Consider the following 24,155-nt stretch of genomic DNA (forward strand, 5'->3'; position numbering starts at 1 on the left):
TTTCTGCGATCTGGAGGGCGCTGGCCCGTCAGGATTCCGTGAGGGTCCGAGCCATCGCCCGAGTCTGTCTGCTACCGTTCTCAACGGCAGAACTTCGTTAGGTGAGGCTTCTGCGCGAACACAGGCCACTGATCTGACGACGTCGAGAGACGCCCAAGATCAGGACAGGTCTCCCCGGCTTAAGGGGTGATCCCAAGTGGCTTCCCCCGATCCCACCGGATCAGGGATACGTCGTGCAGTGCCGAAGCTCTTACGTGGGAGTCTCGCCCCCGGCCGATGCCGCCGTGGGTGACGCCTGGCGCACGCCTGCCCCCGAATGCGAGGAGGTGATCCGTCGTGAGCGACGACCATAGTCCGTCCCGTCCCAGCTGCGCCCCGGCGACGGAGGCCTCCGTGCGTTCCACGCCCGGCCTCCGCTGACCTCCGCGCGGCACGGTGACGCCCTCATCACGTCCCCTGTCGTCCTCTGCCGCGCCCGGTTCCCCGCCGGCCGCCGCCCAGGGAGGTTCATCATGCCCCTGCTCCGCACCGTCCCCGGCGCCGGCACCCTCCGCCGTGTCCGCTTCCGCTGGATCGACATCCTCGTCGCCGTCGCGATCGTCGTCCTCTTCTACCTGGTGATCCAGGCGGCCTCCGGCGCCTCGGCGCCGGTGCGGCTCGCCGAGGTGCCGTCGTCCATCGACACGAACCCGGCGCTGCTGCCGTACTACGCGCTGCGCTCGCTGCTGCGGATGTTCGCGGCGCTCGCCGCGTCGCTGGTGTTCACCTTCGTGGTCGCCACGGCGGCCGCGCGGCTGCCGCGCGCCGAGAAGATCATCCTGCCCGCGCTCGACATCCTGCAGTCCGTCCCGATCCTCGGCTTCCTGTCGGTGACCGTGACCGGGTTCATCGCGCTCTTCCCCGGCTCCACCCTCGGGCTGGAGTCCGCCGCGGTGTTCGCGATCTTCACCTCGCAGGTGTGGAACATGACGTTCTCGTTCTACGCATCGCTGACCAGCCAGCCCCGCGACCTCGACGAGGCGGCCCGGCTGATGCGGTTGACGAAGTGGCAGCGGTTCTGGAAGCTCGACGTGCCCTCCGGCATGATCCCGCTGGTCTGGAACGGCATGATGAGCTTCGGCGGAGCGTGGTTCTTCCTCGCGGCCTCCGAGGCGATCACGGTCAACAACCACAGCTTCGCGCTCCCCGGCGTAGGAGCCTATGTGGCGTCGGCGGTAGAGGCCGGGCAGCTCGACCGGGTCGGCTGGGCGATCGTCGCGATGGCCGTGATGGTGCTGGGCGTGAACTTCCTCTTCTGGCGCCCGCTCGTCGCCTGGGCGGAGCGGTTCCGCCAGGAGGACACCGCCCCGACCGACAGGCCGCGCAGCGTCGTCCTCGACGCGATCAGCCGCTCCTGGCTGCCGCGCGTCGTGGAGCGCGGGTTCGGCCCGATCGGCCGCGGGCTCGACCGGGCGACCCGGCCGTTCGGGCTGGCCGAGCACCCGCTGCGGGTGCCCGAGGCGCGCAAGCGGGCGCTGGACGTGGTCGTGACGGTGCTCGTCGTCGCCGCGATCGTGGTGGGCGCCGTCGCCTCGTACCTCTTCATCGAGCGCTCGCTGGGGCTGGGCGCGTTCCTGGAGGCGTTCGGGCTCGGCGCGGTGACGATGGCGCGCGTCGTCGTCATCCTGCTGTTCGCGACGATCGTCTGGGTGCCCGTCGGCGTCTGGATCGGCATGAACCCGCGGATCAGCCGGCTGGCCCAGCCGATCGTGCAGCTCCTGGCGAGCTTCCCTGCCAACTTCCTGTTCCCGTTCGCCATCGCGTTCTTCGTGGCGACGAGCATCCCGCTCGACTACGGAGGCATCCTGCTGATGGCGCTCGGGTCGCAGTGGTACATCCTGTTCAACGTCATCGCCGGCGCCAGCGCCATCCCGACCGACCTGCGGCAGGCGATGGACAGCTTCGGGGTCCGCCGCGTGCAGCGCTGGCGCCGGCTCATCCTCCCGGCGATCTTCTCGGCCTACGTCACCGGCGGCATCACCGCGGCGGGCGGCGCGTGGAACGCGTCCATCGTCGCCGAGGTCGTCACCTACAACCACCACACCTACACCGCGACCGGCCTGGGTGCGTACATCGCCGAGGCCACCCAGACCGGCGACATGGCGCGCGTGCTCGTCGGCGTCATCGTCATGTCCGTCTTCGTCGTCGGACTCAACCGTCTGTTCTGGCGCCGCCTCTACGCGGTCGCCGAGAAGCGCTTCAGCCTGTGAGGAGAGCCACCACCATGATCACCACGAACACCGCGCTCATCGACGTCCGCGACGTCACCAAGTCGTTCGCCACCGACGGCGGCGAGAAGACCGTGCTCTCCGGCGTCACGCTCACCATCCACCAGGGCGAGATCGTCGCGCTCCTCGGTCGTTCCGGCTCCGGCAAGAGCACGCTGCTGCGCTGCATCGCCGGGCTGATCGCGCCGAGCAGCGGGACCGTCTCGTTCAAGGGCGGCGTGCTCAACGGCGCCAACCCGGGCACCGCGCTGGTCTTCCAGTCGTTCGCGCTGCTGCCGTGGCTGACCGTGCTCGAGAACGTCGAGCTCGGGTTGGAGGCCAAGGGCGTGCGCCCGGAGGTGCGGCGCGAGCGCGCCCTCCGCGCGATCGACCAGATCGGCCTGGACGGCTTCGAGTCCGCCTACCCGAAGGAGCTCTCCGGCGGGATGCGGCAGCGCGTCGGGTTCGCCCGCGCGCTCGTCGTGGAGCCCGACGTGCTGCTGATGGACGAGCCGTTCTCGGCGCTCGATGTGCTCACCAGCGAGAACCTGCGCGGCGAGCTGGTGCGGATGTGGGGCGACGGCACGCTGCCCACCCGCACCGCGCTGATCGTCACGCACAACATCGAGGAGGCCATCCAGCTCGCCGACCGCGTCGTCGTGCTCGACTCGAACCCCGGCCGGATCAAGGCCGAGCTGACCGTCGACCTCCCGCAGCCGCGCGACCGGCGCAGCCCGGAGTTCGAGGCGCTCGTGGACGAGGTGTACGGCATCCTCACCGGGCAGCCGGCCGAGCCGCGCGCGGCGGCGGCCGGCCCGGCGGGCGCCGCCGTCGACGTCTCGCTCGCCGCGGCGGCCGCCACCGCGAACGAGATCGACTTCCCGCTGCCCGCGGCGAGCACCGGCTCGCTCGGCGGCCTGGTCGAGCTGCTCGCCGAGCGCGGCGGCACGGAGGGCCTGGCCGAGATCGCGGACGAGCTCCGCTACGAGCTGGACGACCTCCTCCCGGTCGTGGACGCCGCCCAACTCCTCAAGCTGGCCCGGCCGCAGGGCACCGAGCTGCGGATCACCGAGCAGGGCCGGCGCTACGCGGCCGCCGACCTGCTCCGGGCGAAGGAGCAGTTCGCGACCCTCGCCATGGAGGCCGCGCCGCTGGTCCGCCGCATCGTGCGCGACCTCCGGCACACCACGACCGGGGCCATCCGCGCCGACGACGTCCTCGCGGAGCTCCGGGCGCACTTCGGCGACGAGGACGCCCAGCAGCAGCTCGACACCGCCATCGACTGGGGCCGCTACGGCGAGCTGTTCGAGTACGACGCCGACACCGGCCGCCTGCTGCTGCCGACGCACCCGGACGCCGAGCAGGAGGAGCCCGCAAAAAACTGACACAAACTCCCAAAATGGAGTTACTCTCTAAAAGGAGGTGATCGTGATGAAGCTGGAGACGCGGCGATGGTGGGCGCTCGGCGCCGTGAGCCTGAGCGTGCTGGCCGTCGGTCTCGACGGGACGGTGCTCTCGATCGCCCTGCCGACCCTCGCGGGCGCGCTGCACGCGTCCGAGACGCAGCTCGAGTGGTTCTCGTCCGGCTACCTGCTCATGCTGGCCGCCGCCGTGCTGCCGCTCGGCCTCCTCGGCGACCGGTTCGGCCGCAAGGCGGTGCTGCTCGTGTCGCTCGCGGCGTTCGGCGCCGGCTCGGCCCTCTGCGCGTTCGCGACGACGCCAGAGATGTTCTTGGGCGCGCGGCTGCTGATGGGCGTCGCGGGCGCGGGCGTCGCCGTCATGGCGCTGTCGGCGCTGACCGTGTTCTTCGACGACGCCACCCGGCCCAAGGCGGTCGGCGTGTTCGCGGCGGCGAACTTCCTCTCGCTGCCGCTCGGGCCGATCCTGGGCGGCTGGATGCTCGCCAACCTCTGGTGGGGCTGGGTGTTCCTACTCAACCTCCCCGTCGTCGCGATCGGCCTGGTCGCCGTGGCGCTGCTCGTCCCCGAGTCGAAGGCGGCCGAGCGCCCGTCGTTCGACGCGGTGGGCGTGCTCGCGTCGGTGTCCGGGCTGGTCGTCTTCACCTACGGGATCATCGAGGCCGGGCAGCACGGCTGGACGGACGCGGGGGCGCTCACGGCGCTGGCCCTGGGCGTCGCGATCCTCGCCGGCTTCGTCGCGTGGGAGGTCGCGCTCACCCGCCGCGGCCGCTCGCCGCTGGTCGACACCACGCTGTTCCGGTCGCGGTCGTTCACCGGGGGAGCGGCCCTCGCCGGGGTCGCCGGGATGGGCATGGTCGGGCTGCTGTTCGTCATGCCGCAGTTCTTCCAGGCCGTGCAGGGCGTGGACGTGTTCGCCTCGGGGCTGCGCCTGCTCCCCTTCGTGGGCGGAATGCTGATCGGCGCGCTGCCGGCCTCCCGCATCGCCGCGGCCATCGGCTTCCGCGCCACGGTGACCATCGGCTTCGTCGTGATCGCGCTCGGCTCGGCGCTCGGATCGTGGACGACCGGCGACACCAGCGAGGTCGTCGTCGCCGCCTGGATGGCGACGGTCTGCGCGGGCGCGGGGCTCGCCCTCACCTCCGCGATGTCGGCCGCGCTGTCCCGGCTGACCGCCGAGCACAGCGGGGTGGGTTCGGGCGTCGTCCAGGCGCTGCAGAAGACGAGCGCCCCGCTCGGCACGGCCATCCTCGGCAGCGTGGTCGCGGCCGTCTACACGGCGCAGCTCTCCTCCGTGTTCGCCGCGACCCCCGTGCCGGCGGAGGTCGCCTCGGCGGCGAAGTCCAGCGTCTACGCCGGGATCGCCGTCGCCGATCGCCTCCACTCGACCGCGCTCGCGGCGGCTGTGCGCGACGCGTTCACGCAGGGGATGAGCGTGTCGCTGTGGGTCTCCGCCGGAATCGCGGTCGCGGGAGGCATCCTGGCGATGGTGGTCCTGCCGCGGGCCGAGCACGGTGCGCACCTCGCGGCCGCGCCGGTGGCGGCCGCGGCCGGCGCACCGGTGGCCGCCCCCATCCCGGACGGAAGGAGCACGCATGCCGGACGGCACGTCTGACAGACCCGGCCTCCGCGAGCGCAAGAAGGCGCGCACGCGGGCGGCCATCCAGTCGCACGCGCTGCGCCTGTTCACGGAGCAGGGCTACGACGCCACGACGATCGACCAGGTCATCGACGCGGCCGAGGTCTCGGCGAGCACGTTCTTCCGCTACTTCCCGACCAAGGAGTCGGTCGTCCTCTTCGACGACTTCGACCCGCAGATCGTCGCCGCCTTCCTCGCCCAGCCCGCGGACCTCCCGCCGGTCGCGGCGATGCGCGCCGCGCTCCGGGAGGCCTTCGGCGGCCTGACCGCGGAACAGCTCGAGGAGCAGCGCGAGCGCCTCGCCCTGGTCGTCGAGGTCCCGGCGCTGCGCGGCGCGGTGCTCGACCAGCTCTCCCAGTCGATGCTGCTGGTCTCCGAGGCGATCGCCGACCGGGCCGGCCGCCCGCGCGACGACTTCGCCGTCAGGACCATCGCCGGCGCCATCATCGGCAGCATGTTCGCCGTGCTCTCCCAGTTCGCCGACGACCCGGACGCCGAGCTGGCGGACCTCGTGGACGAGGCGTTCGCGTTCCTGGAGGGCGGGTTGCGGTTGTGACCGGGCGACCTCCGGCGTAACCCCCGATGCCGGTACCGGCGCACCCGATAGGCTGGGGGCGTGCTTCTCTCCGATCGTGACATCAAGGCCGAGCTGGGTGCCGGGCGGATCGCGCTGGAGCCGTACGAGCCGGCGATGGTTCAGCCGTCGAGCGTCGACGTGCGGCTCGACCGCTTCTTCCGCCTGTTCGACAACCACAAGTACCCGTTCATCGACCCCGCGGTCGACCAGCCGGAGCTGACCCGGTTCGTCGAGGTGGATCCCGACCAGGCGTTCATCCTGCACCCGGGCGAGTTCGTGCTCGGATCCACGTTCGAGCTGGTGAGCCTGCCCGACGATGTCGCCGCGCGGCTGGAGGGCAAGAGCTCCCTCGGGCGGCTCGGCCTCCTCACGCACTCCACGGCCGGTTTCATCGACCCCGGTTTCTCCGGGCACGTGACGCTGGAGCTGAGCAACGTCGCGACGCTCCCGATCAAGCTCTGGCCGGGGATGAAGATCGGCCAGATGTGCTTCTTCCGGTTGTCGTCGGCCGCCGAGAAGCCCTACGGCTCGGCCGAGTACAGCTCGCGCTACCAGGGCCAGCGCGGCCCGACGGCCTCGCGTTCGTACCTCAACTTCCACCGGACCGACGTGTCCGCGACCGAGGCGGGACGCCCGTCCCGCTAGTTCCGCCGACCCGAGAGGGCTGCCCATGAGCGAGTCGACCGATTCCCTTTTCGCGCGAGCCCTGATCTCGGCCGGGCCGACGGCAGAGCGTCCGCAGCGGATGCACCTCTTCGGGCAGCTCGTCGGAAGCTGGCGGGCCGACATTCGCTTCCTGGACGAGGCCTCCGGCGCGTGGGCGGAGCGCGTCGAGGAGTGGGTGTTCGCCTACACGCTCGGCGGCCGGGCCGTGCAGGACGTGCTGGTGGCGCTCGACCCCGAGCGGCCCGCTGACCTCGAGCGCCCGGGGGACCTCGCCGCGCACGGCTCGACCGTGCGGGTCTACGACTCGACGCTCGGCGCGTGGCGGGTGAACTGGTTCGGGGCGTCGCGAGGCGACTTCTGCACGCTGGTGGCGACGCCGCACCGCCGCGACGGCATCCGCCAGGACGGCACCCAGACCGACGGCCGCCCGATCCGCTGGAACTTCTCGAAGATCACCGAGGAGTCGTTCGAGTGGGACGGCTGGGTCTCCAACGACGAGGGCCGCACCTGGTGGCTGGAGCAGCACATCGACGCGACCCGCACGGGCTGATCGGCGCGGTGCGCGGGAGTGTTGCGCGGCCGCAACTGCTACCCGGGTCGACTGCTACCCCGGTCAACTGCTACCCCGGACAACTGTTTCGTCGCCGAATGGATTCGGTTCGCGGCATACGTGCCGCGAGTTATCCACAGCCGATTACACAGGTGGAAAATACTGAGTCAGACTCACAGGTGACCTGAAGCTTCGGGTGCATCGTCGGCGTAGAGAGCGGGGAGCTGGAGCGTCAGCCACGGGCTGAACGCCCACGGGGTGACCTCCACCGCCGTCAGCAGCGCACGCGGGTCGACCCACTCCCACTCGGCGACCTCGGCGGCGGACGGGTCCAGGTCGCCGGCGATCGTCGCCGTGAACACCGGGCAGACCTCGTACTCGACGATGCCGGCCGCGTCGGTGGCGCGGTACCGGAAGTCGGGCAGCACCGCCGCGAGGTTCTCGACGGTGGCGCCGAGCTCGTCCGCGGCGCGACGCGCGATCGCGTCCTCCATCGACTCGCCGGGCGCGGGATGCCCGCAGAACGAATTGGTCCAGACGCCCGGCCAGGTCGCCTTGCCGAGCGCCCGGCGGGTGACGAGGATGCGGCCCTCGCCGTCGAAGAGGTGGCACGAGAAGGCCAGGTGCAGGGGGGTGTCCGCGGTGTGGACGGTCGCCTTGTCCGCGGTCCCGATCGGGGTGCCGTCCTCGGCCAGCAGGACGACCTCTTCGCGCGGTGACGTCATACGTTCATCCTAGGCGGGGGTGGTGGGACGACGGAGGGGCGCGGCCTCGCGGTCGCGCCCCGGTCGGGGGTGTGGCGGCGTCAGTCGGTGTCGGTGCCCGCCTCGGTGTCGGTGGGGGCGTCGGTGCCGTTGCCCTCCTCGGTCTGGTTGCCGTTTTCGGTGCTGATGCCGCGGGTGTCGCCCGCGTCGGGCGCGTCCGTGGTCTGATCGGTCTGCCCGGAGGGCGGCACCCAGCCCAGGTTGCGCGCCATCGCCTCGAGGGTGGCGAGGGTGGTGGCGAGGTCGGCGGGGTCGATCCCCTCGGCGACGGTGGCACGAACCGCATTGACGCGTTCCGAGGCGGCGTCGTGGGCCGCGCGTCCCTCATCGGTCAGCGTCGCGCGGTCCTCGTCGAACCAGACCCAGCCGCGCTCGACGAAGTCCGCCAGGATGCGGTCCACACCGCCGCGGCAGCCCCCGTCGAAGCCGTGCCGGCCCGCGAACGCGGGGCGGCCGTGACCGGGGTGGTCGTGACCGGAGGCGTCGGAACCGAACCGGCCCGCGGCGAAGGGGCCGGGGCCGAACCCGCGTCCGTACCGGCCGGGACCGTATCCGCCGTACCCGAACCCACCGGGACCGAAGCCGTGCGAGCCATGTCCGTACGGGCCACCGCGCTCGACGCCGCGCAGGAAGCCGCGCTCGAAGCCCCGCTCGAACGCTTGCTCGTGGCCGTGGTGGTCGGGGTGCGGGTGGTGGTGGGAGTTGTTGTCGTGCTGGTGGTGGTTGTGGCCCTGCCCGTCGTGGTCGTGGTCGTGGCCGTGGTGGTCGTGCTCGCTGTGATCGTGATCGTGCTCGTGCTCGCTGTGATCGTGGTCGTGTTCGTGTTCGTGCTCGGGCTCGCCGCGGTCCTGCGCGTATCCGCTGCGGCCGGGCTCGTCGGGGGCCTGCGGGCCGCCCTGCCCGCGGGCGCTGTCGTGCTCCATCCATGCGCGGTACATCTGCTGGCGGCGCTCCCACTCCCGGCGCATCCAGTCGGGGCGGCCGCGCCACTCCCGAGACCGTGCGGCCGGGTGGGTCTCGTCGCCGGAGGCGGTCTCTCCGTCCGGGCGGGCGTCCGCCTCACCGGGTCGGCCCGCGTCGGCGGGCCGACCTCCGAACGGGTGGCCGCCGCGGCGTCCGCGGTGCGGGAGGGACGCGTACAGCTCGTCGGCGGTCGCCGGACCGTCCGCGAGGGTGTGCAGTACGCGCCAGCCGCGGCGGCCGAGGTCGAGCGCGTGCAGCTCGTCGCGCGTCCGGGCGCGGAGGCGTGCGCTGATCTCGCCGAACCAGAAGGTCGGCGGAGTGTCGGATGAAACGTGGGTGTTGGAGTCGTGGGTGTTCGAGTCGTCGATGGTCGTCATCGGGAGACTCCCTTCGTTTTCTATGTACTGTTACAAGTAAATGTATACTTACATGCATGGCTGAGGATCGTCAAGAGCAGGACCGTTCGCCCGAAGCGGACGTCGTCGCACTGATCGAGCGCTCGCTGGTCGCCGTCCGCCGCGATCAGTCGCGACGCCGCCCGGCAGGGCCATGGGACCACGGCACCCACCCCGGCCACGGCCACGCCGGACGCGGCGATGACGATGCTGATGGCGAAGGCCGCGATGGTGGCCGCCGCGGTGGCGACGCCACGGACAACAGCCAGGGTCGCGGAACCGACCAGAGCCGCAACGGCTACGACTCCACCGGGAACGGCGGCGACGACACCGACGCCCGAAACGACACCGACGCCCGAAACGGCGCCACCGCCCACGACCACCACTCCCACTCCCACGCCCCGCACGGCTTCGACCCGCACACCTGGTCACCACGCGGACCGTGGTCTGGCTTCCCCGGGCCGTTCGGGGACTCCGCGCGGCCGGGCCCCGGTCGCCGCGGCCGCGACGGCTCCCTCGGCCGCTTCGCCCGCATCCGGATGCTCGAAGCGCTCGCAGCCGCCGACGCGGCGGGCCGTCAGCTTTCGGTGAGTTCCCTCGCCACCGCGATCGGGGTCGATCAGCCGCGCGCGAGCCGGCTCGTGCAGGAGGGCGTCGAGCGCGGACTCGTGCGGCGGGTGCCCGACCCGTCCGACGCGCGGCGGGCGCTCATCCAGCTCACCGCCGCCGGGCGCTCCCAGCTCGATGAGGTCCAGGACCACCGGCGCTCCGCCGTCGAGACCGCGCTGGCCTCCTTCACCCCCGAGGAGGCGCGCATCTTCGCCGAGCTGTTCGCCCGCTTCGTCCAGGCCTGGCCCCGCTGACCGCCACTCCCCTCCCGCCGCTCGCTACCGCGGCGACCGCACCGGCACCAGCAGCACCAGCCCTACCAGCAGCACGACCACGATCCCGAGGATCCCCCAGTACTGCGCCCCGCCGACCGCCACGAACAGCGCGAACAGCAGCGGCGCCACGAACGACACCGCCCGCCCGCAGGTCGCGTACAGCCCGAACACCTCGCCCTCCCGGCCGGCCGGCGTCACCCGCGCCAGGAAGGTGCGGCTCGCCGACTGCGCCGGCCCGACGAACAGGCACAGGATCAGCCCGAACACCCAGAACGCGATCGCCCCGGCGTCGTGGAGGAAGAACACCGCGAGCCCGGCGATCACCAGGCCGACCAGCGCCGTGACGATCACCGGCTTCGCACCGAACCGGTCGTCGAACCGCCCGGACAGCACCGTGCTCAGCCCCGCGACGACGTTCGCCGCGATCGCGAACACGATCACGCCCGACTGGCTGAACCCGAACGTGCCCTTCGCGAGGATGCCGCCGAACGTGAACACCCCGACCAGCCCATCCCGGAACAGCGCCGACGAGATGAGGAACAGCACCGTGTTCCTGCTCTCCTTCCACAGCACTCCGAGGTCGCGGAACAGCAGCCCGTACGACGCGAAGAACCCCACCCGCGGCAGCCGCCGGTTGGCTGGCGCCTCCGGCACCTTCAGCAGCACAGGGATGGACAGCGCGAGCGTCCAGATCGCGGCGACCAGCGCGACGAGCCGGTAGTTCAGCCCCTGGTCCGTCGTGACGTGCAGGATGCCTCCCGTGCCGTCGCCGTTCGGGGAGGCCAGCAGCACGAGCACGATGACGAGCAGCAGGATGCCGCCGAAGTAGCCGCTGGCCCAGCCGAGCCCGCTCACCCGGCCGACCGTCTTGGGCGTGGACACCTGCACCAGCATCGCGTTGTAGTTGACGGTCGCGATCTCGTAGAACACGGTCCCGACCGCGACGAGCACGACGCCCAGCAGGAAGAACGACGGTTCGCCGACGACGAAGAACATCAGCGCGGTGATGACGATCACGACGCCGGTGTTGATGCCCAGCCACAGCTTGCGGCGGCCCGACCCGTCCGTCCGCCGGCCCAGCACGGGCGCGAGCACGGCGACGACGATCCCGGCGATCCCGATGCCCCACGCCAGCCCGCTGGAGAGGCCGGCGATCGCGCCCGTCACCGCGTGGTGCGCAGGGCCCGAGGGGTCCTTCTCCGCGTCCTGCGCCGAGACGAGGCCGGGGGAGATGAAGTAGCTGGAGGTGAGATAGACGGTGAACACGAAGGTCGTGATGACCGCGTTGAAGGCCGCGCCGCCGGCATCCCAGAGCGCCCACGACGCCACCCAGCTCCGCGGGATGCGGCGCTCGGTGGAGCTGTCGGCGAAGATCGGGCTCGCCGCGGTCGCGAGGGCGTCGCCGTCGCCGCCCGCCGGTCGTTCGGTCGTCATGGGGACAGCGTAGGGCGTGCCGGGGAACCGGCGGTGAACACGCGCGAGGTCAGTCGCCGGCGCCCGTCACATACTCCCGGAACCACGACGTGACGGGCTCGCTGTCGTGGAGGAACTCCGCTATCCGGTCCGCGGCCTCCGGGCTGGCGAACCACTCCGGGACGCCCCAGTCGGCCCAGGTGATGATCCCCTTGTAGCGCAGCAGCTCCACGCGCGGGTGGTCGCCCGGGTAGCCGCGCGGGGAGGTCTTGAGCTGCTCGGGGATCTCGATGGCGATCCCCGCGGCGCGCAGCGTAGCGAGCGCGGCCGCCAGCTCGCCGCCGGTGCGCGGGGCGTCGACGGCGCGGCGGTAGCGGTCGAGCTGCTCCTTGTCGAGTTGGTAGACGCCCGCTCCACCGGCCAGCCCCTCCGCGGAGACCTGCACATACCCACCGCGCTCGAAGGTGAGGGCGGCGTGCAGCTTGTACGGGGACTTGTCCCGCGAGAACCGCACATCCCGGTAGGGACGGAACAGCCGCCCGGCGCCGAAGGCCGGTTCGAGGGCCTCCGCGAGAGCGTGCATCGGCGCCGCGACGCGCTGCTCGTAGCGCTCCCGGTTGGCGAGCCAGAAGGCCTTGTCGTTGTGCAGGGTCAGCTCCCGGTAGAACGCGATGGCGTCCTCGTCGAACCCGGTGAATGTCATGGCCCGATCGTACGTCGGCGCGCGAGCCGGCCGGCCGGGAGGTTGCCCCGGAGTAGACCGATGGGATGCTGTCGGTATGGACACGATGAAGGTCGCCGTCGCCGGCGGCACCGGCGTGGTGGGAGCCCGGACCGTCGAGGCGTTGAGACAGGCCGGGCACGAGCCGGTGGTGCTGAGCCGGTCGGCGGGAACGGACCTGCTCGCGGCGGCGCACGACACCGGCGAGGCGCACCGGCTCGCCCGCACGCTGGAGGGCTGCGCGGCCGTCGTGGACGTGACGTCGGTGACGACGATGGGCGGCACGGCCTCCACGCGCTTCTTCGAGGCGGTGACGACGGCGCTGCTCACCGCCGAGCGGGCGGCGGGGGTGCAGCACCACGTCGCCCTCTCGATCGTGGGCGCAGCGGCGGCCCCCTACGCGTACTACGCGGGCAAGGCCGCGCAGGAGCGGCTGGTGATGGCGAGCGGCGACGGTTGGAGCCTGCTGCGGGCCACGCAGTTCCACGAGTTCGCCGCGCAGCTCGCGGCGCGCTCCCGCGGCCGGGTGAAGCCGGTGCCGGCGCTGCGCTCGCAGCCGGTCGCGGCGGCGGAGGTCGGCGCGCGCCTCGCCGAGCTGGCGACCGGCGAACCGGTCGGGCTCAGCCGCGACCTCGGCGGCCCGAAGGTGGAGGACATGCCAACGCTCGTCCGCCGCTACCTCGCCGCGACCGGGTCGCAGGCCCCGGTGTTCGCCGTGCCGCTGCCGGGCCGCTGGGGGCGGGCGCTCCGGGACGGCACGCTGCTGCCCGGGCCGGACGCCCAGCTCGGCACCAGGACCTTCGACGACTGGCTCGCCACCGTCGCCCGCTGACCCCGCTCAGGCCGTCCGCGTTCTCAGTCGACAGCGTTCTCAGTCGTTCGCGGCCGGTTCCTCCGCGCCGTGCGTGTGCCCGTGCCGCGGGCCGCCGCGCAGCGGCACCCCGATCACCGCGAGCACCAGCGCCAGCACAGCGCCGCAGAAGATCGCGATGTCCGCGACATTGCCGATGAACCAGTTCGCGTAGGCGATGAAGTCGACCACATGCCCCTGACCGAACGACGGCGCGCGGAACAGCCGGTCGCCGAGGTGGGTGAGGGCTCCGCCGAGCAGGAGGCCGAACGCGACCGCCCACGACCGCGCGCCGACCCTCCGGGAGAAGTAGATGAGCGCGACGACCGCCAGCGCGGCGACGATCGTGAACACCCAGGTCTGGTCGACCAGGAACGAGAAGGCCGCGCCCGAGTTGTAGATGAGCTGGATCCCGAGCAGGTTCCCGATCAGCGAGTGGTAGACCCCGACCTGGAGGGTCGCGGTCGCCCACAGCTTGGTGAGCTGGTCGGCGAGCACGACGACCACCGCGATCGCCAGGATGAGCACCAGCGCCCGCGATCGGCGGCGCGGGAACTCGGCGTCCTCGGCCGCGGGGTCGGTCTCGGACGATGGGGTGCTGTCGGTCACCCCGTCATCCTCGCACCTTCACACTGCTACACCGACACGGACAGCGCGTACTGCGTCGTCCCGCCGTTGCCGCGCACCTGGCGGTGGATGTCCTCCATCGTGATGTCGAGCTGGGCCGCCGTGCCCGCCGCCGCGGTGAGGTCGCGCAGCAGCGGCTCCGGGACCTCCCCGTCGTACTTGTAGTAGATCTTGTGCTCGAGGCTGGCCCAGAAGTCCATCGCGACGGTCCGCAGCTGCACCTCCACCGGCACAGCGACCGGCCCGTCGCTGAGGAAGACCGGCACCTCCACGATCACGTGGAGGCTCTTGTAGCCGTTGGGCTTGGGGTGCGCGATGTAGTCCTTCACCCGCAGCACCCGCACGTCCTCCTGCGCCGTCAGCAGCTCGAACACGCGGTAGACGTCGGAGACGAACGAGCAGACGATGCGCACGCCGGCGATGTCGGTGATGGCCTCCCGGATCGCGCTGAACGATGTCTCGCAGTTCTTGCGGATGACCTTCTGCTCGATGCTCTCGGCCGACTTGAGCCGGCTGGAGATGTGCTCGATCGGGTTGTAGTCCTGCAGTTCGGCGAACTCTTCGCGCAGGATGGACACCTTGGTGGAGATCTCGTCGATGCCGAACTTGTACGGCATGATGAACCGCGCGAAGTCCTCGCGGAACGCCTGCACCTCGCTCAATGTCGCCGGGTCGATGCTCTGCAGAGCTCTGATCGCCCGTGAGGAGAGCAGTGGTGCGGGGTCCGAATCCATGTCTCCGACGCTATCGACGCGGGTTGTGGAACGGGTGTGAGTCGGCTGTCGCCAAACCCTCGTGCGCTGTGCTTGGGTGTCCGCATGAGCGACCGGGACGGCGCCGACGCGCCCTTCAACTTCCGCCTCGCGATCCTCCTCGCGATGGCGATGTTCGTGCTCGTCGTCGACACCTCGCTGATGAACGTGTCGATCTCGGCCGTCGTCCACGACCTCCACACCACGGTCAGCGGCGTGCAGGGTGCGATCGCACTGGAGGCTCTGGTCTCGGCCGCGTTCATCCTCATCGGCGGCAAGACCGGCGACCTGATCGGCCGCAAGCTCGCCTACATCCTCGGCCTGCTCGGGTACGCGGTCGGCGCCGTCGCGATGACCCTCGCGCAGGACCTCCTCGCGATCATCGTCTTCTGGGCCGTGGTCGGCGGGATCGGCGCTGCGCTGCTGCTGCCGGCGATGCAGTCGCTCATCCACGGCAACTTCGAGGGCGCGCACCAGAAGCGGGTCTATGCGCTGGTCGGCGCGTCCGCCGCGATCGCCGCCGCGGTCGGGCCGCTGCTGGGCGGCTTCATCACGACCTTCCTGTCCTGGCGGGTCGGGTTCCTGCTGGAGGCCGTCATCATCGCGGTAGTGCTGGCCGGGATCGGCCTGGTCCACGACGTCCCGTACACCGGCTCCCGCTCGATCGATCTGGTGGGCGCGCTGCTGTCGGTGGTCGGGATGGGCGGCATCGTCACCGGCATCCTGGTGTGGCAGGAGGGCGGCCAGTACGTGCTGCTGCTCATCGTCGTCGGCATCGCGGCGCTCGTCGGCCTGGTGTTCTGGCTGCGCTCGCGCGCTCGCCGAGGCAGGCCCACGCTGCTCGATCCTGCGCTGTTCTCGTCGAAGCTGTTCCGCACCGGCGTCAGCGGCCAGCTCCTCCAGCAGGTCGCGCTCGGCGGCACGATGATCGCGCTGCCCATCTACCTGCAGATGGTGCTGGAGTACAACGCGCTGCAGGCCGGCCTGTCGATCGCGCCGCTCTCGCTCAGCATGTTCGTCGTCGCGCTGCTCGCCGGTCGGAGGGCGAAGGGGCGCCCCGCGAACCTGATCCTCTGGGGCTTCCTGCTCGCTGTGATCGGCGTCGTGGTGCTGCTGCCGATCGTCCCCGTCGCCACGAACGGCTGGTTCCTGACCGTCCCGCTCATCGTGTCGGGCAGCGGCCTCGGGCTGCTGGTCTCGCAGCTCAACAACTACACGCTGTCGCCGATCAGCGACGAGCGCGTCAGCGAGGCCGCGGGCGTCAACTCCGCCGCCGGCTCGTTCGGGCTGTCGTTCGGTCTGGCGTTCGCCGGCGCGATCATGTTGGCGACGCTGGCCGTCGCCTTCACCTCGATGACGAACGCGAGCACCGTGCTCCCGCCCCAGGACAAGCAGCAGGTCGCCGCCGCCCTGGAGGAGGACGCCCAGGTGATGTCCAACACGCAGCTCGAGAAGCAGCTCGCCACCGAGACGCCCGAGGTGCGCGCGGAGGTCGTCCGGATCAACACCGAGGCGCGGCCGATAGCGCTGCAGGTCGCGCTGCTCGTCCCCCTTGCGGCCGGCCTGCTCGGCGCGGGCAACGCGCTGCGGATGCGGCGGCTCCCCGACCCGGCGCCGTCGGACAGCGACGCGCCGGTGCTGGGGTGAGCGCTGGAATACACCGCGCCCTTCCAAAGTTGAGTCAAGTATGCTCAAGTTTTGAGCTTCGCGGCTTGACAGCATCCACCCGGGATGCGAGGCTTGAGCCGTCGAGGCTCAACTCTCGACCCCCAGAACTTCACCGGCTATCCACGCCAGCAATAAAGGAGAGAAAGCACATATGTCACGTGCAGTAGGAATCGACCTCGGAACTACCAACTCCGTCGTCTCGGTGCTCGAGGGCGGCGAGCCGACGGTCATCGCCAACGCGGAGGGCTTCCGCACCACCCCGTCCGTCGTCGCGTTCACCAAGGACGGCGAGGTCCTCGTCGGCGAGACCGCCAAGCGCCAGGCGGTCACCAACGTCGACCGCACCATCTCATCCGTCAAGCGCCACATGGGCACCGACTGGACCACGGAGATCGACGGCAAGAAGTACACCGCCCAGGAGATCTCGGCCCGCATCCTGCAGAAGCTGAAGCGCGACGCGGAGCAGTACCTCGGCGACACCGTGACCGACGCGGTCATCACCGTCCCGGCCTACTTCAACGACGCCGAGCGCCAGGCCACCAAGGAGGCCGGTGAGATCGCGGGCCTCAACGTGCTCCGCATCATCAACGAGCCCACCGCCGCGGCCCTCGCCTACGGGCTCGACAAGGGCAAGGAGGACGAGCTCATCCTCGTCTTCGACCTCGGTGGCGGAACCTTCGACGTCTCCCTCCTCGAGGTGGGCAAGGACGACGACTTCTCCACCATCCAGGTCCGCGCGACCGCCGGCGACAACCGCCTCGGCGGCGACGACTGGGACCAGCGCGTCGTCGACTGGCTGATCAAGCGCTTCAAGGACTCGACCGGCGTCGACGTCTCCAAGGACAAGATCGCCCTGCAGCGCCTCAAGGAGGCCGCTGAGCAGGCCAAGAAGGAGCTCAGCTCCTCGATGAGCACCAGCATCCAGCTCCCCTACCTGTCGCTGACCGAGAACGGCCCGGCCAACCTCGACGAGACGCTCACCCGCGCCCAGTTCGAGCAGATGACCAGCGACCTCCTCGACCGCACCAAGAAGCCGTTCCAGGACGTCATCCGCGAGGCCGGCATCAAGGTGTCCGACATCGCGCACGTCGTCCTCGTCGGCGGCTCCACCCGCATGCCCGCCGTGAGCGAGCTCGTGAAGCAGGAGACCGGCGGCAAGGAGCCCAACAAGGGCGTGAACCCGGACGAGGTCGTCGCCGTCGGCGCCGCCCTGCAGGCCGGTGTCCTCAAGGGCGAGCGCAAGGACGTCCTCCTGATCGACGTCACCCCGCTGTCCCTCGGCATCGAGACCAAGGGCGGGATCATGACCAAGCTCATCGAGCGCAACACGGCCATCCCCACCAAGCGCAGCGAGACCTTCACCACGGCCGACGACAACCAGCCGTCCGTCGCGATCCAGGTCTTCCAGGGCGAGCGCGAGTTCACCCGCGACAACAAGCCGCTCGGCACCTTCGAGCTGACCGGCATCGCCCCGGCCCCCCGCGGCATCCCGCAGATCGAGGTCACCTTCGACATCGACGCCAACGGCATCGTGCACGTGTCCGCCAAGGACAAGGGCACCGGCAAGGAGCAGTCGATGACGATCACCGGCGGGTCCAGCCTGCCGAAGGACGACATCGAGCGCATGGTGCGCGAGGCCGAGGAGCACGCGGCGGAGGACAAGAAGCGCCGCGAGTCCGCCGAGACCCGCAACCAGGCCGAGCAGCTCGTCTACTCGAACGAGAAGCTCATCAAGGACAACGAGGACAAGCTCCCCGAGGACGTCAAGAACGAGGTCCAGGGCGACATCGACGCGCTGAAGACCGCGCTCGCCGGCGACGACGACGAGGCCGTGAAGACCGCGTACGACAAGCTGAACGAGAGCCAGCAGAAGATCGGCCAGGCCATCTACTCGGCCGCGCAGGCGTCCGAGGCCCCGGCCGGCGACGCCGGCGAGTCGGGCCAGGGCGGCGAGGGCTCCTCCTCCGACGATGAGGACGTCATCGACGCCGAGGTCGTCGAGGACGAGGAGAAGAAGTAACCATGAGCGACCAGAACCGCGACGGGCACGGCTCGGACGAGCCGGAGCGCGAGGAGCCGATCATCCGCGACAAGCGGCGGATCGACCCCGAGACCGGCAAGGTTCGCGAGCCGCAGGGCGAAGAGCACGACCTCGCGCACGAGGAACTGGTCGACGTGGGTCCAGGTGAGGAGGAGAGCGTCCTTTCGGACGACGACCTCGACATCCTCTCCGGCCAGACCACGGCCGACCAGGTCGCGGCGGAGCGGCTCGCCGACCTCCAGCGGGTGACCGCGGAGTACGCGAACTACCGCAAGCGCACCGAGGCCAACCGGGAGATCGAGCGGGAGCGCGCGATCGGGGACGCCGTCAAGGGTCTCATCCCGGTGCTCGACGACGTGGAGCGCGCCGACAAGCACGGCGACCTGACGGAGGGCAGCGCGTTCGCGACCATCGCGGGCAAGCTGCGCACCGCGGTCGAGCGGCTCGGCCTCACCCCGTACGGCGAGAAGGGCGAGCCCTTCGACCCGCAGGTCCACGAGGCGATCTTCCAGCAGCCCACCCCGGGCGTGACGGCCGACACCGTCGCCGAGGTGGTGGAGACCGGCTACCGGCTGGGCTCCACCGTCGTCCGGGTGGCCAAGGTGGTCGTCGCCACCCCGGCCTGACCGGGACGATGAGCGCACGGAGCGGCGGGATGCGTGTCCCGCCGCTCCTCGCGCCACCACACATGCAGACTTCGACACAGATCACGACAGCACGGATCACGACAGCACAGGCAGGAGAGGAGGCGCCGTGGCAAGCCAGGACTGGTTCGACAAGGACTTCTACAAGGTCTTAGGCGTCTCCAAGGACGTCAGCGAGGCGGACCTCAAGAAGACGTACCGCAAGCTCGCGCGCAAGTACCACCCGGACTCCAACCCCGGAGACCCGGCGGCGGAGGCCAAGTTCAAGGAGATCAGCGAGGCCCACTCGGTGCTGAGCGACCCCGAGCAGCGCAAGGAGTATGACCAGATCCGGGCGATGGGCTCCGGCGCGCGGTTCACCGCCCCCGGTTCGGCCGGCCAGGGCGGGTTCGACGACGTGTTCGGCGGGATGTTCGGCGGCGGCCAGGGCGGACAGCGCTACACATTCCAGCAGGGCGGCCAGGGCGGCTTCGACGACGTCTTCGGCGGCCTGTTCGGCAACGGCCGGTTCGGCACCACCAGCGGAGGCTACCGCGGCTACGGCGGCCCGACCCGCGGCAACGACGTCACCGCCCACACCACCATCGACTTCGTCACCGCCACCAGGGGCGAGACCATCAGCCTGCAGGCCGGCGACGGCAAGCCGTTCAAGGTCAAGATCCCTGCGGGCGTCGCCGACGGCCAGAAGATCAAGCTGCGCGGCAAGGGCCAGCCCAGCCCGGACGGCGGCGAGGCCGGCGACATCGTCCTCACCGTGACCGTGCGCAAGCACCCGGTGTTCGAACGCGACGGGCTCAACCTCCGCGTCAACGTGCCGGTCACCTTCGTGGAGGCCGCGCTCGGCGCCACCATCGAGGTGCCGACGCTCGGCGGCGACCCGGTCAAGCTGCGCGTGGCGCCCGGCACCCCGAGCGGCCGCGTGCTGCGCGTGAAGGGCCGCGGCGTCCAGACCGCGAAAGGCACCGGCGACCTCCTGGCCGTCGTGCAGATCGCGGTGCCGTCGCACCTGTCCGCCGACGCCAAGGAGGCCCTGGAGGCGTTCGCCTCTAAGCTTCCCGACGAGAACCCGCGCGATGACATCCTGGCGAAGGCGAGGAGCTGAGTCCGCTCATGGACGAGAACACCCAGGTCTTCGTGATCTCGATCGCTGCGGAGCTCGCGGGCATGCACCCGCAGACGCTGCGGCAGTACGACCGGCTCGGGCTCGTCAGCCCGCGCCGGACGGCCGGCAAGTCGCGCCGCTACTCGATGCGCGACGTCCAGAAGCTGCAGGAGATCGCGCGGCTGGGCTCGGAGGGCGTCAGCCTGGAGGGCATCCGCCGCATCCTGGAGCTCGAAGACCACGTGAACGCGCTGAACGACCGGGTGCGCGAGCTGGAGTCGGCGCTCGCCGACGAACTGCTCAACCGGCCGGGCCGCCGCGTGTTCGCCGCCGGATCGGAGGGGGAGGTCGTCTCCATGCGCGCCGGGACGCGCGTGCGGCGCAGCAACCAGATCGTCGTCTGGCGGCCGCTGGAGCGGTAACTCCCGACCGCCCCGAACCAGAAGCCGGCCGGCGCCGTGAGAGGCGCCGGCCGGCTTTCGTCGTCCCTGCCCGGGGGAGCGCTCAGTACGCGATGTACGGGACGTCCCACCAAGTGCTGGCGATGGTCCGCGCGTTCGGCGGCAGCGTGGTGATCTTCACCGGCGTCGGGAAGGTGGCGGGGATCCCCGTGCCCAGGCCCGGGTTGCCCTCCTCGTACAGGCCCGCGAACCAGACGTCGCCCGAGTTGTCGAGCACGATCAGGTTGTGGGCGCCGCAGGCCATCTCCTTGACGTCGTCGACGAGGACCTTCGCCCACGTCCGGGTCGCGGTCGTCGTGCCGATGCCGAGGTAGCCGCGCGCGGCGCCGTTGCTGCCCATCGCCCAGAGGGAGTTGTCCGAGGTCTTGGCGTAGTACGCGCCGCCGTCCGTGTCGTACGGGTGCTTCGCCCAGATCTCCACGATGTCACCGGGCGGCCCGGCGATCTCCTGGACGTCGCCTCTGACGGTGTAGTCGGCCGGGGTAATGGCGGCGGGCTGCGTGCTCGAGTACATCAGCCGCCCGTCGTCGGTGAGCATCATGACCGAGTGGTCCTCGCTCTGGTGCACCCGCTTCACGCCGGTGACAGGCGTGCCGTCGGGCATCATCAACTGCTCCATCGCACCGCGGACGGCGGTCGACGGCAGCCCGTTGGAGTAGTTCCGGAAGCTCACGCTGGACCCGGTGAACCAGACCGTGCCGTCCACGAGGCTCCAGACGAGCGTGTCGCCGAACCGGTTGGGGCTGAGCGTGGCGGGCTTCGCCGGGAGGTTGCCGCCGACCTTCTCCCACCGGGTGAGGGCCCGCGTCCCTGTGGTGTCGCCGGGGATGGCGAGGTAGTTGGACACCTGCTCGCCGGTCGCCCACCAGTCGCCTGCCGAGTCCTCCACCACGAACAGGCCCTGCTCGGACCCGCAGGTGTCGACGACCGCCCGCACGGCGTCCGTGAACGCCGTGCCGTCCTTCTTCAGCGGCTCGATCGGGTTCAGCACCGCGGTCTCGGTGCCGCCCGTCCCGACCTCCGCGAACGGGTTGTAGCCGCCGCTGCGGAGCGTCCCGCTCTCGGTGATGAAGAGGTACGAGCTGATGCTGGCGTGGACGCTCGAGAGGCGCTCGTCGATCGCCATCGGCGTCGGCCAGGCCACGCCGATGAGGCTGGAGCCGTTGCCGGTCTGGCCTTCCGGCGTGTGGCCGCCGACGGCGTAGACGTGGGCGGTGTGGGCGGTCAGGGTCGACACCGCGCTGCCGCCGTTCCCGGTGGCGGTGATCGTGGCCACCGCGTCGCCCTTGCTGTAGGGCGGGATCGCGACGTAGACCTCGGCGACCCCGGCCTCGGAGGTCGTCACCGTCACCGTCTGGGTCGGAAGGAACGCCACGTTGGTCGCGACGGTGAAGAGCGAGAACCCGGCGCCGCTCACCGTCAGGGTCACCGTCGTGGCGCGAGCGGGCGAAACGGTGATCGGGATGGCGGTGGCCGTCGACCGGGAGGCGGTGGGGTAGCCCGTCGGCAGGCCGTTGGCGCCGAAGTTGGTGGCGATGGACCAGCCGCCGCCGGTCACCCCGGTCAGTGTCGGCGGGATGGTGACCGGGCCCTCGGCGGACGCGGCATAGGCCGGTGACGCGGTCGCCGCCACGATGGCGGGGACGCTCCAGGCGCTCGCAGCGACGACGGTCCGTCGTGAGGGGAGGCGACGCCCAGCGTCAGGTCGGGGAGCTTCTTTGGTACGCGACATGTCTTCCTTGTTTCTCGATGGTGCTTCGGCGGGGGACGCCGTCACCGCGAGACGTTAGGGGACGCCGGGCCGCCGTTCCCGCGGATTTCGGTGGCCGTCACCCGCATTCCGGGGGTGGAACTCACCGTCTGCTTCACCTTAAAGTCATTCGCGACCAGGGTCTTTTCGCCTCGGGTTCGCGCACATCAGGTCTGCATACGCCGGGCTTTTAACCCGGGACGCAGAAGGGGCCCGCCGCATCGCTCTCCGGTCGGAGAACGATGACGACGGGCCCCTCGTGGAGGGTCGCTGCTATTAGCGCTCGGAAGCCGGGAGGACCTTCGTCCCCTCGATCTTCACCGCCTGGAGCGCCCGCGGGTCGAGCCCGAGCTGCTTCAGGATGGTCGGCGCGATCTGGGTCGTCTCGACCGGGGCGCCGATCCGCTCCGCGTGCTTCGCGCCGGGGACCGACACCAGGATCGGGACGTTGCGGTCGTCGGCGCTCGCGCCGCCGTGCTCGGCGATCTTCGAGGTGCCGCCGGTGTAGACGACGCCGGTCTGCGCGATGCCCAGGATGTCCGGGATGCGCGAGTCGGTCGACGCCGTGCCGAAGAACTTCGCGACTCCCGCGCCGGCGTAGATCGTCGTGAGCCCCGAGGCCTGCACCGTCACCGGGGCTTTGGAGATGTTGTTGCCCGCCGCGGTGTGCGTCGCCAGGTACTGCTTGGCGAAGTCGGCGGCCGCCTGCGAGTGGTCGTTCAGCCAGAGCTGCATGATGTCGTCGTCCGTCGAGAAGGCGACGAGGTCGGTGGCTGCCGGGTGGGCGGCCTTCCACGCGGCGTTCAGGCCCGCGATGATCGGCCCGTCGTCGACGCGCTTGAGGGCGGCCGGGTCGGTCGGGGACTGGCCGTGCTTCGCCGACAGGATGATCGTCGTGTCGCCCGCGTGGCCGGTCTTCTTCAGCTCGGAGGTGAACGCGCCCAGCGACGCGTCGACGTAGTCCAGCGCCTTGCTCAGCAGCGGGCCGGGGGTCGTGCCGTCGGCGAGGTAGCCGCCCGTGAGCCCGTCCGAGGTCGGCAGCTTCTGGGCGGTGGAGACCGTCTGGAAGTTCATGCCGAAGATGGCGGGAACCGGCGCGGCGGTGCTGCCCGAGTGGTCCTTGCCGTCGATCTCGTTGAGCACGGCCTTCACCTTGTAGCCGTCGTACTGCTGCGTGGCCAGGTTGTCCTGGGTCCAGTCGCCGGTGAACGGCGCGGCCGCGTTGCTGTTGATCTCCGGGGTGAAGAGGTCGTCGACGCCCGTGCCCGACGGGCCGTTGAAGATCTCGTAGGCCGGGTGCTTGTCGCTCCAGGCGGTGTGGAGGCCGGCCTGCTTGGCGACCTCGAACACGGTGTTCACCTTGATGTACTGGTGCGGGTAGACCGGCTTGCAGGTGGCGGGGTCGACCGGCAGCTTGGCCGGGTCGAGCAGCGTGGCCGGCGTCCCCGTCATGGAGAGGATGCTGCCCGGGAGGCCGGAGAGCCCCTGGCCCGCGTCGATGCTGGTCTGGTCCTTGTCGGCGGCCTCCGTCATGGCGACCTCCGCGCCCGGCTTCGCGCCGACGCAGTTCGTGGTGCCGGCCGGGAGCAGCGCGCGGTTGTAGGTGTCGTCGTAGTAGACGCCGGTGGTGCCGGGGTTGCCGCCGGTGACCTGGGCGACCATCCCGGGGAACGAGTCGGAGGGGACCGTGGTGGAGGCGCGCGTGTAGTCGGTGCCGTGCGCGGCCAGGGCGGCCATCGCGGACGCCGGGTGGGTGCGCACGTACGTGTCGAGGTCCTTCTGGTGGAGGCCGTCCACGGAGAGCAGGAGGACGTGCTTCACGGCGGTGCGGCCGTCGCGGTCGCCGCCGTGCCCGTCGCGGCCGTCGTCGGCGAGGGAGGGTGCGGCGGTGACGCCGACGAGCAGTGCGCCGCCGGCGAGGGCGGCGCTCGCGGCGAGGATCCGCGGGCGCGCGGTCCGTCTGATGGGGGCCATCAGCATCCTTTCGAGAGGTCGCCCCCGAACGGGGGCGTTCAACCTCGTCG

General features: G+C 70.9%; 21 protein-coding genes and 1 riboswitch. Of the genes, 13 read left to right on the forward strand and 8 right to left on the reverse strand.

The features are described from left to right. Nucleotides 1–86 precede the first annotated feature (86 nt). A riboswitch (M-box (ykoK) riboswitch) is annotated at nucleotides 87–267 on the forward strand. Nucleotides 268–512: 245 nt separating this feature from the next. The 6 genes from ABIA36_RS09090 to ABIA36_RS09115 are packed head-to-tail and all read left to right on the forward strand — an operon-like array spanning nucleotide 513 to nucleotide 7,096. Beyond that, on the forward strand, nucleotides 513–2,249 hold the full coding sequence (locus tag ABIA36_RS09090) for an ABC transporter permease (protein WP_369961985.1): 1,737 nt from the start codon (nucleotides 513–515) through the stop codon (nucleotides 2,247–2,249). 14 nt (nucleotides 2,250–2,263) lie between these two features. Further along, nucleotides 2,264–3,631 carry a nitrate/sulfonate/bicarbonate ABC transporter ATP-binding protein gene (locus tag ABIA36_RS09095; protein ID WP_369961986.1) on the forward strand — a complete coding sequence of 456 codons (1,368 nt, stop codon included), beginning with the start codon at nucleotides 2,264–2,266 and terminating at the stop codon, nucleotides 3,629–3,631. A gap of 46 nt (nucleotides 3,632–3,677) precedes the next feature. Then, nucleotides 3,678–5,279: an MFS transporter gene (locus ABIA36_RS09100; protein WP_369962101.1), complete on the forward strand. Its 1,602-nt coding sequence runs from the start codon at nucleotides 3,678–3,680 to the stop codon at nucleotides 5,277–5,279. Continuing rightward, nucleotides 5,260–5,859: a TetR family transcriptional regulator gene (locus ABIA36_RS09105; RefSeq protein WP_369961987.1), complete on the forward strand. Its 600-nt coding sequence runs from the start codon at nucleotides 5,260–5,262 to the stop codon at nucleotides 5,857–5,859. The genes ABIA36_RS09100 and ABIA36_RS09105 overlap by 20 nt, the downstream gene beginning before the upstream one ends. Nucleotides 5,860–5,919: 60 nt before the next feature. Continuing rightward, a complete protein-coding gene (gene dcd, locus ABIA36_RS09110) occupies nucleotides 5,920–6,525 on the forward strand; it encodes a dCTP deaminase (RefSeq protein WP_369961988.1) in 606 nt (201 codons plus the stop codon). 25 nt (nucleotides 6,526–6,550) lie between these two features. Further along, nucleotides 6,551–7,096: a hypothetical protein gene (locus tag ABIA36_RS09115; RefSeq protein WP_369961989.1), complete on the forward strand. Its 546-nt coding sequence runs from the start codon at nucleotides 6,551–6,553 to the stop codon at nucleotides 7,094–7,096. A gap of 173 nt (nucleotides 7,097–7,269) precedes the next feature. On the opposite strand, the gene idi is transcribed toward ABIA36_RS09115, so the two are convergent. Next, nucleotides 7,270–7,821, reverse strand: a complete 552-nt coding sequence (gene idi / locus ABIA36_RS09120) for an isopentenyl-diphosphate Delta-isomerase (protein ID WP_369961990.1) — start codon at nucleotides 7,819–7,821, stop codon at nucleotides 7,270–7,272. An 80-nt stretch (nucleotides 7,822–7,901) separates the two neighbouring features. Then, nucleotides 7,902–9,200, reverse strand: coding sequence for a hypothetical protein (locus tag ABIA36_RS09125; protein ID WP_369961991.1), 1,299 nt, complete (start codon nucleotides 9,198–9,200; stop codon nucleotides 7,902–7,904). 56 nt (nucleotides 9,201–9,256) lie between these two features. Between ABIA36_RS09125 and ABIA36_RS09130 the strand changes: the two genes are divergently transcribed. Continuing rightward, the gene (locus tag ABIA36_RS09130) at nucleotides 9,257–10,081 is read left to right on the forward strand and encodes a MarR family winged helix-turn-helix transcriptional regulator (protein ID WP_369961992.1); all 825 of its coding nucleotides are present in this window, start codon (nucleotides 9,257–9,259) and stop codon (nucleotides 10,079–10,081) included. A 24-nt stretch (nucleotides 10,082–10,105) separates the two neighbouring features. Here the strand turns inward: ABIA36_RS09130 and ABIA36_RS09135 are convergent, their stop codons facing one another. Both ABIA36_RS09135 and ABIA36_RS09140 read right to left on the reverse strand, forming a co-directional pair. Further along, nucleotides 10,106–11,536 (reverse strand): MFS transporter, encoded by a 1,431-nt coding sequence (locus ABIA36_RS09135; protein WP_369961993.1) that lies wholly within the window; start codon nucleotides 11,534–11,536, stop codon nucleotides 10,106–10,108. 49 nt (nucleotides 11,537–11,585) lie between these two features. Continuing rightward, a complete protein-coding gene (locus ABIA36_RS09140; RefSeq protein WP_369961994.1) occupies nucleotides 11,586–12,218 on the reverse strand; it encodes a DUF2461 domain-containing protein in 633 nt (210 codons plus the stop codon). 76 nt (nucleotides 12,219–12,294) lie between these two features. Here ABIA36_RS09140 and ABIA36_RS09145 point away from each other — a divergent pair, with 76 nt between their 5' ends. Further along, complete coding sequence (locus tag ABIA36_RS09145; protein WP_369961995.1) at nucleotides 12,295–13,068, forward strand: SDR family oxidoreductase; 774 nt, start codon at nucleotides 12,295–12,297, stop codon at nucleotides 13,066–13,068. Between the two features lie 39 nt (nucleotides 13,069–13,107). Here ABIA36_RS09145 and ABIA36_RS09150 read toward each other — a convergent pair whose 3' ends face one another. Together ABIA36_RS09150 and ABIA36_RS09155 are read right to left on the reverse strand one after the other, a co-directional pair. Then, nucleotides 13,108–13,695 (reverse strand): signal peptidase II, encoded by a 588-nt coding sequence (locus ABIA36_RS09150; protein ID WP_369961996.1) that lies wholly within the window; start codon nucleotides 13,693–13,695, stop codon nucleotides 13,108–13,110. Nucleotides 13,696–13,721: 26 nt separating this feature from the next. Continuing rightward, the gene (locus tag ABIA36_RS09155; RefSeq protein ID WP_369961997.1) at nucleotides 13,722–14,447 is read right to left on the reverse strand and encodes a GTP pyrophosphokinase family protein; all 726 of its coding nucleotides are present in this window, start codon (nucleotides 14,445–14,447) and stop codon (nucleotides 13,722–13,724) included. Between the two features lie 84 nt (nucleotides 14,448–14,531). Between ABIA36_RS09155 and ABIA36_RS09160 the strand changes: the two genes are divergently transcribed. The 5 genes from ABIA36_RS09160 (at nucleotide 14,532) to ABIA36_RS09180 (ending at nucleotide 20,342) form a co-directional block, all read left to right on the forward strand. After that, a complete protein-coding gene (locus ABIA36_RS09160; RefSeq protein WP_369961998.1) occupies nucleotides 14,532–16,112 on the forward strand; it encodes an MFS transporter in 1,581 nt (526 codons plus the stop codon). 172 nt (nucleotides 16,113–16,284) lie between these two features. Further along, nucleotides 16,285–18,153, forward strand: a complete 1,869-nt coding sequence (gene dnaK, locus ABIA36_RS09165; protein ID WP_369961999.1) for a molecular chaperone DnaK — start codon at nucleotides 16,285–16,287, stop codon at nucleotides 18,151–18,153. A 2-nt stretch (nucleotides 18,154–18,155) separates the two neighbouring features. Next, on the forward strand, nucleotides 18,156–18,800 hold the full coding sequence (locus tag ABIA36_RS09170; RefSeq protein ID WP_369962000.1) for a nucleotide exchange factor GrpE: 645 nt from the start codon (nucleotides 18,156–18,158) through the stop codon (nucleotides 18,798–18,800). A gap of 127 nt (nucleotides 18,801–18,927) precedes the next feature. After that, complete coding sequence (locus tag ABIA36_RS09175; protein WP_369962001.1) at nucleotides 18,928–19,920, forward strand: DnaJ C-terminal domain-containing protein; 993 nt, start codon at nucleotides 18,928–18,930, stop codon at nucleotides 19,918–19,920. Between the two features lie 8 nt (nucleotides 19,921–19,928). Further along, on the forward strand, nucleotides 19,929–20,342 hold the full coding sequence (locus ABIA36_RS09180) for a heat shock protein transcriptional repressor HspR (RefSeq protein WP_369962002.1): 414 nt from the start codon (nucleotides 19,929–19,931) through the stop codon (nucleotides 20,340–20,342). A gap of 82 nt (nucleotides 20,343–20,424) precedes the next feature. On the opposite strand, the gene ABIA36_RS09185 is transcribed toward ABIA36_RS09180, so the two are convergent. Beyond that, nucleotides 20,425–22,113, reverse strand: a complete 1,689-nt coding sequence (locus ABIA36_RS09185; protein ID WP_369962003.1) for a hypothetical protein — start codon at nucleotides 22,111–22,113, stop codon at nucleotides 20,425–20,427. 294 nt (nucleotides 22,114–22,407) lie between these two features. Then, nucleotides 22,408–24,105, reverse strand: coding sequence for an alkaline phosphatase family protein (locus tag ABIA36_RS09190; RefSeq protein ID WP_369962004.1), 1,698 nt, complete (start codon nucleotides 24,103–24,105; stop codon nucleotides 22,408–22,410). Nucleotides 24,106–24,155 lie beyond the last annotated feature (50 nt).

The sequence above is a fragment of the Leifsonia sp. EB34 genome, from assembly GCF_041260585.1.
Lineage (GTDB): Bacteria > Actinomycetota > Actinomycetes > Actinomycetales > Microbacteriaceae > Leifsonia.

Bases quoted from the DNA above. Each gene is read 5' to 3' on its own strand.
- ABIA36_RS09095 (WP_369961986.1), top strand. From the start codon at position 2,264: ATGATCACCACGAACACCGCGCTCATCGACGTCCGCGACGTCACCAAG.
- ABIA36_RS09125 (WP_369961991.1), bottom strand. From the start codon at position 9,200: ATGACGACCATCGACGACTCGAACACCCACGACTCCAACACCCACGTT.
- ABIA36_RS09090 (WP_369961985.1), top strand. From the start codon at position 513: ATGCCCCTGCTCCGCACCGTCCCCGGCGCCGGCACCCTCCGCCGTGTC.
- ABIA36_RS09170 (WP_369962000.1), top strand. From the start codon at position 18,156: ATGAGCGACCAGAACCGCGACGGGCACGGCTCGGACGAGCCGGAGCGC.
- ABIA36_RS09160 (WP_369961998.1), top strand. From the start codon at position 14,532: ATGAGCGACCGGGACGGCGCCGACGCGCCCTTCAACTTCCGCCTCGCG.
- ABIA36_RS09155 (WP_369961997.1), bottom strand. From the start codon at position 14,447: ATGGATTCGGACCCCGCACCACTGCTCTCCTCACGGGCGATCAGAGCT.
- ABIA36_RS09145 (WP_369961995.1), top strand. From the start codon at position 12,295: ATGGACACGATGAAGGTCGCCGTCGCCGGCGGCACCGGCGTGGTGGGA.
- ABIA36_RS09100 (WP_369962101.1), top strand. From the start codon at position 3,678: ATGAAGCTGGAGACGCGGCGATGGTGGGCGCTCGGCGCCGTGAGCCTG.
- ABIA36_RS09190 (WP_369962004.1), bottom strand. From the start codon at position 24,105: ATGGCCCCCATCAGACGGACCGCGCGCCCGCGGATCCTCGCCGCGAGC.
- ABIA36_RS09105 (WP_369961987.1), top strand. From the start codon at position 5,260: ATGCCGGACGGCACGTCTGACAGACCCGGCCTCCGCGAGCGCAAGAAG.
- ABIA36_RS09115 (WP_369961989.1), top strand. From the start codon at position 6,551: ATGAGCGAGTCGACCGATTCCCTTTTCGCGCGAGCCCTGATCTCGGCC.
- ABIA36_RS09135 (WP_369961993.1), bottom strand. From the start codon at position 11,536: ATGACGACCGAACGACCGGCGGGCGGCGACGGCGACGCCCTCGCGACC.
- ABIA36_RS09180 (WP_369962002.1), top strand. From the start codon at position 19,929: ATGGACGAGAACACCCAGGTCTTCGTGATCTCGATCGCTGCGGAGCTC.
- idi (WP_369961990.1), bottom strand. From the start codon at position 7,821: ATGACGTCACCGCGCGAAGAGGTCGTCCTGCTGGCCGAGGACGGCACC.
- dnaK (WP_369961999.1), top strand. From the start codon at position 16,285: ATGTCACGTGCAGTAGGAATCGACCTCGGAACTACCAACTCCGTCGTC.
- ABIA36_RS09185 (WP_369962003.1), bottom strand. From the start codon at position 22,113: ATGTCGCGTACCAAAGAAGCTCCCCGACCTGACGCTGGGCGTCGCCTC.
- ABIA36_RS09140 (WP_369961994.1), bottom strand. From the start codon at position 12,218: ATGACATTCACCGGGTTCGACGAGGACGCCATCGCGTTCTACCGGGAG.
- ABIA36_RS09130 (WP_369961992.1), top strand. From the start codon at position 9,257: ATGGCTGAGGATCGTCAAGAGCAGGACCGTTCGCCCGAAGCGGACGTC.